Origin of the sequence: Streptomyces sp. NPDC056948 (genome assembly GCF_042674225.1) — a bacterium.
Lineage (GTDB): Bacteria > Actinomycetota > Actinomycetes > Streptomycetales > Streptomycetaceae > Streptomyces > Streptomyces purpurascens.
The window spans coordinates 1-6,677 of sequence record NZ_JBHUQX010000471.1; the positions used below are offsets into that span (position 1 = coordinate 1).

6 protein-coding genes and 1 pseudogene are annotated in these 6,677 nt (G+C 73.9%); 4 read left to right on the forward strand and 3 right to left on the reverse strand.

Features of this window, described 5'->3' with window-relative positions; translation table 11 throughout:
• From ACFTZL_RS38560 to ACFTZL_RS38575, 4 genes and pseudogenes are all read left to right on the forward strand, one after another.
• Positions 1-221, forward strand: a pseudogene (locus tag ACFTZL_RS38560) (carbohydrate-binding protein); the annotation flags it as partial.
• A gap of 10 nt (positions 222-231) precedes the next feature.
• Complete coding sequence (locus tag ACFTZL_RS38565; protein ID WP_382593215.1) at positions 232-1,938, forward strand: sugar ABC transporter ATP-binding protein; 1,707 nt, start codon at positions 232-234, stop codon at positions 1,936-1,938.
• On the forward strand, positions 1,935-2,918 hold the full coding sequence (locus tag ACFTZL_RS38570) for an ABC transporter permease (RefSeq protein ID WP_382593219.1): 984 nt from the start codon (positions 1,935-1,937) through the stop codon (positions 2,916-2,918). Before ACFTZL_RS38565 ends, ACFTZL_RS38570 begins: the two co-directional genes overlap by 4 nt.
• A gap of 53 nt (positions 2,919-2,971) precedes the next feature.
• Entirely contained in the window at positions 2,972-4,669 is a 1,698-nt protein-coding gene (locus ACFTZL_RS38575; protein WP_382593231.1) for an amidohydrolase, read from the forward strand.
• On the opposite strand, the gene ACFTZL_RS38580 is transcribed toward ACFTZL_RS38575, so the two are convergent.
• The 3 genes from ACFTZL_RS38580 to ACFTZL_RS38590 all read right to left on the reverse strand — a co-directional run.
• On the reverse strand, positions 4,632-5,504 hold the full coding sequence (locus tag ACFTZL_RS38580; RefSeq protein ID WP_382593222.1) for a metal ABC transporter permease: 873 nt from the start codon (positions 5,502-5,504) through the stop codon (positions 4,632-4,634). The two genes, ACFTZL_RS38575 and ACFTZL_RS38580, sit on opposite strands and share 38 nt — an antisense overlap.
• Positions 5,501-6,340: a metal ABC transporter ATP-binding protein gene (locus tag ACFTZL_RS38585; protein ID WP_382593225.1), complete on the reverse strand. Its 840-nt coding sequence runs from the start codon at positions 6,338-6,340 to the stop codon at positions 5,501-5,503. Before ACFTZL_RS38585 ends, ACFTZL_RS38580 begins: the two co-directional genes overlap by 4 nt.
• A partial coding sequence (locus tag ACFTZL_RS38590; RefSeq protein ID WP_382593228.1) for a metal ABC transporter solute-binding protein, Zn/Mn family occupies positions 6,337-6,677 on the reverse strand: 341 nt, incomplete at its 5' end. The genes ACFTZL_RS38590 and ACFTZL_RS38585, both read right to left, overlap by 4 nt.

Sequence of the window (6,677 nt, forward strand, 5' to 3'; positions counted from 1 at the left end):
GCGGACAGGACGGCTCCGCGCCCTCGCTCCTCGCCGTCAAGCAGGGCACCTTCTACCGGGCCTCCGCCGCCCTGGCGCCGAAGGACATCGCCGCCGCCATCGTCGAGGTGCCGCGCGCGGTCGCGGCGGGCAAGGCGAACCCCAGCGCCCAGGTGCCGATCACGCTGGTCCAGCGCGCCGACACCGCCAAAATCGACGCGCTCCTCGCGCAGAACGCCTAGGCCCACCACGATGACGACCACGAACCTCCGTATCCGCGGCCTGACCAAGTCCTTCGGCGGAGTCAGGGCACTGGACGGCGTGGACCTCACCGTCCCCGCCGGCCAGGTGCACGCCCTGCTCGGCCACAACGGCGCCGGCAAGTCCACCCTCATCAAGTGCCTGGGCGGTGCCTACCCGCCCGACGCCGGGACCATCGAGGTGGGCGGGACGGCACACACCCGCCTCAGTCCCCGCGAGTCGATCGCGGCCGGCGTGGCGATCATCTTCCAGACGCTCAGCGTGGTCGACGCTCTGACCGTGGCGGAGAACATCTTCCTCGGCCAGGAGTGGACCCGGTACGGCCGCATCGACCGGCGCGCCCAGGAGGACGTCGCCGCCGGGCTGCTGGAGCGGGTCGCGGCCCGGTGCTCCCCGCGCGACCGGGTGGGCGATCTGCCCATGGGGCAGCGGCAGTTGGTCGAGATCGCCAAGGCCCTCAGCCGCAGCGCCTCCGTCCTGGTCCTCGACGAACCGACGGCCGCCCTGTCCGGCGCGGAGACCGACGCCCTGGCCGAACGCGTCGAGGACCTGCGCACCCAGGGGCTCGCCATCGTCTACGTCACCCACCTGCTGGCGGAGGTCGAACGGCTCGCGGACGCGGTGACGGTCCTGCGCGACGGACGGGTCGCGCACCAGGGCACGGTGGCCGGGCAGACCCGGGCCGAACTGGTCGCGGCGATCGCGGGCAGGCCGCCGGGGGCCGCGCCCGGGCTTGGCCGCGCGGCGGCCACGGACGTGCAGCGCCCGCCGCACGGGCCCGCCCGGGACGCCGAGGAGCTGGGGCGCGGGCCCGGTTCGGATGCGCGTGAGCCGGGGCGCGGGCCCGGTTCGGACGCCCATGAACCACGGCGCACTCCCAGCCGAGACGGGCGCGACCCCGCGTACACGCCGGCCCCTGACGTCCCCGGCTCCCGGCGCACCTCGCCCCCGCCCCGGCTCGTCGTCCAAGCCCTGCGCGGCCCCGGCTTCGGCCCCGTCGATGTCACCGTCCGTGAAGGTGAACGGGTCGGCCTGTTCGGGCTCATCGGCTCCGGCCGGACCCGCATCCTGGAGACGCTCTACGGCAGGCGCCGCGCCACCGCCGGAACGATCCGGGTCGGTGACCGCACCGTCGCCCCCCTCCGGCCGGCCGACGCGCTCGCCGCCGGGATCGCGCTCGTGCCGGCGGACCGGCGCGCACAGGGTCTGTTCCCTTCGCTGTCCGCGCAGGACAACACGCTGCTGCCGGCCGTCCGGCCCCTGGCCCGCCACGGCGTACGGGCGTTGCGCACCGAGCGGCGGGTGTTCGAGGCGCTGGCCACGGCGGTGGGGCTGCGTCCGGCCCGGCCCGGGCTGCCGGCGGGCGCGTTCTCCGGCGGCAACCAGCAGAAGCTCGTCCTCGGACGGTGGATCAACGAGGCCCGTCACGTCGACGTCCTGCTGCTGGACGAGCCGACGCAGGGCGTCGACGTGGGCGCCCGGCAGGAGATCTACCGGGTCGTGTCGTCCCTCGCCGCCGAGCGCGGCACCGCCGTGCTGTTCGCCTCCAGCGACCCCGAGGAGGTCGTGGCGCTCGCCGACCGCTGCCTGATCGTCGCCGGGGGACGGATCGCCGGCGAACTCTCGGGTGCCGAACTCACCGAACAGGCCCTGCTGTCGGCCGTCCACACCCCCCTGCCCGCCGAAGGAGCAGCATGACCACCGCCGACCGCGTCCTCACGCGCCCCCGACTCCTGGCCACGGGCGGGCTGGACACCGTACGCCGCAACCCGCTCCTCCTCGTGCTCGTCGCGATGGTGCTGGTCTTCCAGCTGACCACGGGCAGTTTCCTCGACCCGGCCAACCTGAGCGGCATCGCCACCGACGCCGCCACGCTCGCCATCGTCGCCGTCCCGCTGGCCCTGCTCGTCATCAGCGGCTACCTCGACCTGTCGGTCGGCTCCACGCTCGCCCTCGGCGGGCTGGTCGCGGGCTGGCTGGCCGGGCAGCACCACCAGTCGCCCGCCGTCGCCCTGCTGGGGGCGCTCGCCGCCGGGGCGGCGGTCGGGGCGGTGAACGGCGTCCTGTGCTGCTACTTCGGCCTGTCCGCGTTCATCGTCACCCTCGGGATGCTGACCGCCGTACGGGGCCTGGCACAGCAGTTGTTCCCGCTGCCGCTGAGCGGCTTCGGCTCCGGGTTCGCCTGGATCGGTGGGGCGCGGATCGCCGGGGTCGCGGCGCCGGTCGCCATCGCGGCGCTGGTGCTGGCGGCGGGCGTGCTCTTCCTGGCGCTCACCCCGGCCGGACGCCACGTCTTCGCCATCGGCGTCAACCGGGAGGCCGCCCACCTCTCCGGCATCCAGGTCCGCCGTACCCCGTTCGCGCTGTTCGTCGTCACCGGCGTGGCCGCTGCCCTGGCCGGGGCCGTCAAGGCGTCGGTGCTGGACAGCGTGGTCGCCGGAACGTCCGGGGCCGGGTTCGAACTCACCGTGCTCACCGCGGTGCTGCTCGGCGGAGTCGCCCTCACCGGCGGCACCGGCTCGATCCTCGGCGTCCTGCTCGGCGTGCTCTTCCTCGGCGGCCTGCAGAACGGCCTCACCCTGCTGAACGTGCCGACGTTCTGGCAGCAGATGGCCCAGGGCGTCGCACTGGTGGCCGGCGCGGCCCTCGCGTACTTCGCACCCCGCACGGGGCGCTGACCCACCTCCCCCCCGAACCCGAAATGAGGTCACTCGTGAGCGACACCGCACCCGTGAGCGACACCGCTCCCACCCTCGTCCTGACCGGCGGCCAGGTCCTCACCGTCGACGCCGCCTTCACCGTCGCCGAGGGCGTGGCCGTGCGCGGCCGGGACATCCTGGCCGTCGGCAGCGACGCGGAGATGCGCGCCCTGGCCGGACCCGGCACGCGGATCGTCGAACTGGGCGGCCGGAGCGTGCTGCCCGGCATCAACGACTCGCATCTGCACGGGGCCGCCTACGGGATGACGAAACCGCCGTTCGCCATCGACGTCGGCCATCCGGCGGTGGGTTCCCTCGCGGACATCGCCACCGCCGTGGGCCGGGCGGCACGGGACGCCCCGGACGGCGACTGGATCGTCGGCCTGGGCTGGGACCCCGGCTATCTCGCCGAGTGCCTGGCCGATCCGGGCCGCTTCCCGCACCGCCGTGACCTGGACGCGGTGGCGCCGCACCACCCGGTCTGTCTGACCGACTTCTCCTCGCACATGGTGTGGGCCAACTCCGAGGCACTGCGCCGCTGCGGCATCGACGCGGACACCGAGCCCCCGCCCGGCGGCGTCATCGACCACGACCCCGACGGCCGGCCGACCGGCATCCTGCGCGAGGCCGCCGGGCGGCTCGTCCAGGCCGAGCTGCCCGCCCCCACCGTCGCCCAGCGCCGCCAGGCCATCCAGGGCGTGATCAGCGAGCTGCACGCGCGCGGCATCACCAGCTACACTGAGCCGGGCCTCGGCCCCGGCGGCGCCGGAACCCTGTTCGGCGGCCTGAGCACCGAGAACTGGACCGCGTACGCCGAACTCGCGGCGAGCGGCGAACTCCAGGCCCGGGTCAGCGTCCTGCTCCTGCCCGCCCCCATGGGCGGCTCCGCCGCCGACGTCCGCAAGGGCCTGGCCGAACTGCGCCGCCCCGAGTCGGCCGACCCCCGGCTGCTGCGGGCCATCGGCGTCAAGGTCTTCGGCGACGGCGTACCGCCCAACCGCACGGCATGGATGAGCGAGCCCTACCCGGAAGGCGGTCACGGCGCCCTGTGCGTGCACGGCGACACCCCCGCGCTCCAGGCGGACGAACTGCGCGAGATGATCCGGGTCGCCCACGAGGCCGGTTTCCAGCTCGGCGTGCACGTCACCGGCGACCGGGCCATCGACACGGTCGTGGACGCCTTCGTCGCCGCCGAGACGGCGGCGCCCCGCCCCGACGCCCGCCACTACGTCATCCACGGCGACTTCATCAGCCCCGGCAGCCTGGCCAAGCTCGCCGCACACGGCTACGGCGTCAACATGAACCCCGCCATCAAATGGACCATCTCCGACCTGATGGACGAGGTCGTGGGCCCCGAACGCTCCGCCTACCAGTGGCCGGTGCGCTCCGCGCTCGACGCCGGAGTGCGGGTCTGCGCCAGCTCCGACGCCCCGATCACCGAGCCTGACTGGCGGCAGGGCGTGGCCTCGATGATGCTGCGCGAGTCCAAGGCCAGCGGCCGGCCCAGCGGCCCCGAACAGTGCGTGCCGCTCGCCGACGCCCTGCGCGCCTACACGGCCACCGCCGCCTGGCAGGACTTCGCCGACGACTTCAAGGGCACCGTAGAACCGGGCCGGGCCGCCGACCTGTGCGTCCTGGACCGGCCGCTGCTGGGCCTCGACCCGCACGAGATCACCGAAGTGCGGGTGGATCTCACCGTGTTCGACGGGCAGGTGGTCTTCGAACGCTGAGCCGCCGACCGGCCACCCGGCACACCGCGTAGATGGCGAACGAGATCGTCGTGACGTAGGGGCTGATGGGGATGCTGCTGCCCAGCGCGAGCAGGATGCCGCCCTCGATCGAGGCCACGGCGAACAGCACGCTCAGCACGGGCAGCAGCACCGGCGACGCGGTGACGCGGGCGGCGGCAGCGGCCGGGGTGACGACCAGCGTGAGCACCAGCAGCGCGCCGACGACCTGCACCGACAGGGCGACCGCGAGCCCGAGCACCAGCATGAACGCGAAGGACAGCGCCCGCACCGGCACCCCGCGCGCCTGCGCCACATCCGGATCGGCGCTGGCGAAGGCGAGCGGACGCCACATGACCGCCAGGGCGATGAGCACCAGCACGGACGTGCCGAGCAGCCACGACATCTGCGGGGTGTCCACGGCCACGATCTGCCCGGTGAGCAGCCCGAACTTATTGGCCGCCCGGCCCTTGTAGAGGGCCAGGAAGAGCACGCCCAGGCCCAGCCCGAACGGCATGATGATGCCGATCACCGAGTTGCGGTCCCGGGCCCGTGTCCCCAGTACCCCGATGGCCCCGGCCGCGAGGAGCGAGCCGGCGATCGAGCCCGCCACGATGTTCGCGCCCAGCAGCAGTGCCGCCGAGGCGCCCGCGAAGGACAGTTCGCTGATGCCGTGCACCGCGAACGGCAGGTCCCGCATCAGCACGAACACCCCGGCCAGCCCGCCCACGAGCCCCAGCGCCACGCCCGCGACGAGGGAGTTGCGGACCAGGGCGAGGAGTTCGCCGTAGTCGGTGAAGTCGAAGATCTGGTGCCAGATCCCGGCGGCGAGCGTCATGCGCGCACTCCGTCCGTCTCGTCCGACGGCTCGGGATGGTGCGCCGGTTCGTCGGGCGCGCCCGCAACCACCACCCGGCCGCGCACCCGTACGACGTCGACCTGCGTGCCGTACAGCCGGGACAGCGACTCGGAGGTCAGCACCTCGTCCGGGGTGCCGACGCGGTGGCCGCCGGGGGCCAGGTACAGCACCCGGTCGGCCGGCCCCAGCACCGGGTTGATCTCGTGCGTCACGAAGACCACCGCCGTGCCGTGGGCGCGGCGCCGGGTGTCGATCAGCTCGGTGACGGCTCGCTGGTGGTGCAGATCGAGCGACAGCAGCGGCTCGTCGCACAGCAGGATCCGCGGGTCGGTGGCCAGGGCCTGCCCGATGCGGACGCGTTGCCGTTCGCCGCCGGACAGCATCCCGAGCGGGACATCGGCGTAGGCCGACGCCCCGACCGCCTCGAGAATCTCGTCCACCCGGCGGCGGACCCCGCCGGTGCGCAGCCGTGGCCCGAAGCGGTGCCCGTCGATGCCGAACCGTACGAGGTCCCGGGCGCGCAGCATGGCCTGGGCGGACAGCGCTGCCTGCTGCGGGACGTAGCCGATCTCCCGGGCGGCGTCGCGCGCCGGGCGGCCGAGGACGGTCAGCGTCCCGGCGGACAGCGGCCTGCGGCCCAGCAGCGCCCGTACGAAACTGGTCTTGCCCGCACCGTTCGGCCCCAGCACGGCCAGGAACTCCCCGGCCCGCACATCGAGATCGAGGCCGCTCCACACCTCACGGGCGCCGTACGACAGGGCCGCGCCGCGCAGACTGATGACAGGAACGCCGTCCTGCCCGGATATCGGGGTCACTCGGCCAGTGCGCCCGCGAGCGCGTCGACGTTGGCCGTCATCCAGCCGAGGTAGTCCTTGCCCTTCGGCAGAGTCTCGGTCACGGGCACGACGGGGATGCCGGCCGCTTTGGCCGCCCGCTCGGTCTTCTCGGTCTCCGGGCCGGAGGTCTGCTCGTTGTAGACGAGGGCCTTTACCTTCCTGCCGCTGAACAGCGCCAAGTTTTCCCGGAGGATCCGCGGGGCGACGTCGTCACCCTCCTCGATCGCCTCGCTGAACTCCGCGGGTGTCCTGTCGACCAGGCCGCTCGCCTCGGTCATGTACAGCGGCACGGGCTCGGTGATCGCCACGCCCGCAC

What these genes read in the sequence shown, in the direction of transcription:
- ACFTZL_RS38565 (WP_382593215.1), top strand. Translation starts at nt 232, where the DNA reads ATGACGACCACGAACCTCCGTATCCGCGGCCTGACCAAGTCCTTCGGC.
- ACFTZL_RS38580 (WP_382593222.1), bottom strand. Translation starts at nt 5,504, where the DNA reads ATGACGCTCGCCGCCGGGATCTGGCACCAGATCTTCGACTTCACCGAC.
- ACFTZL_RS38570 (WP_382593219.1), top strand. Translation starts at nt 1,935, where the DNA reads ATGACCACCGCCGACCGCGTCCTCACGCGCCCCCGACTCCTGGCCACG.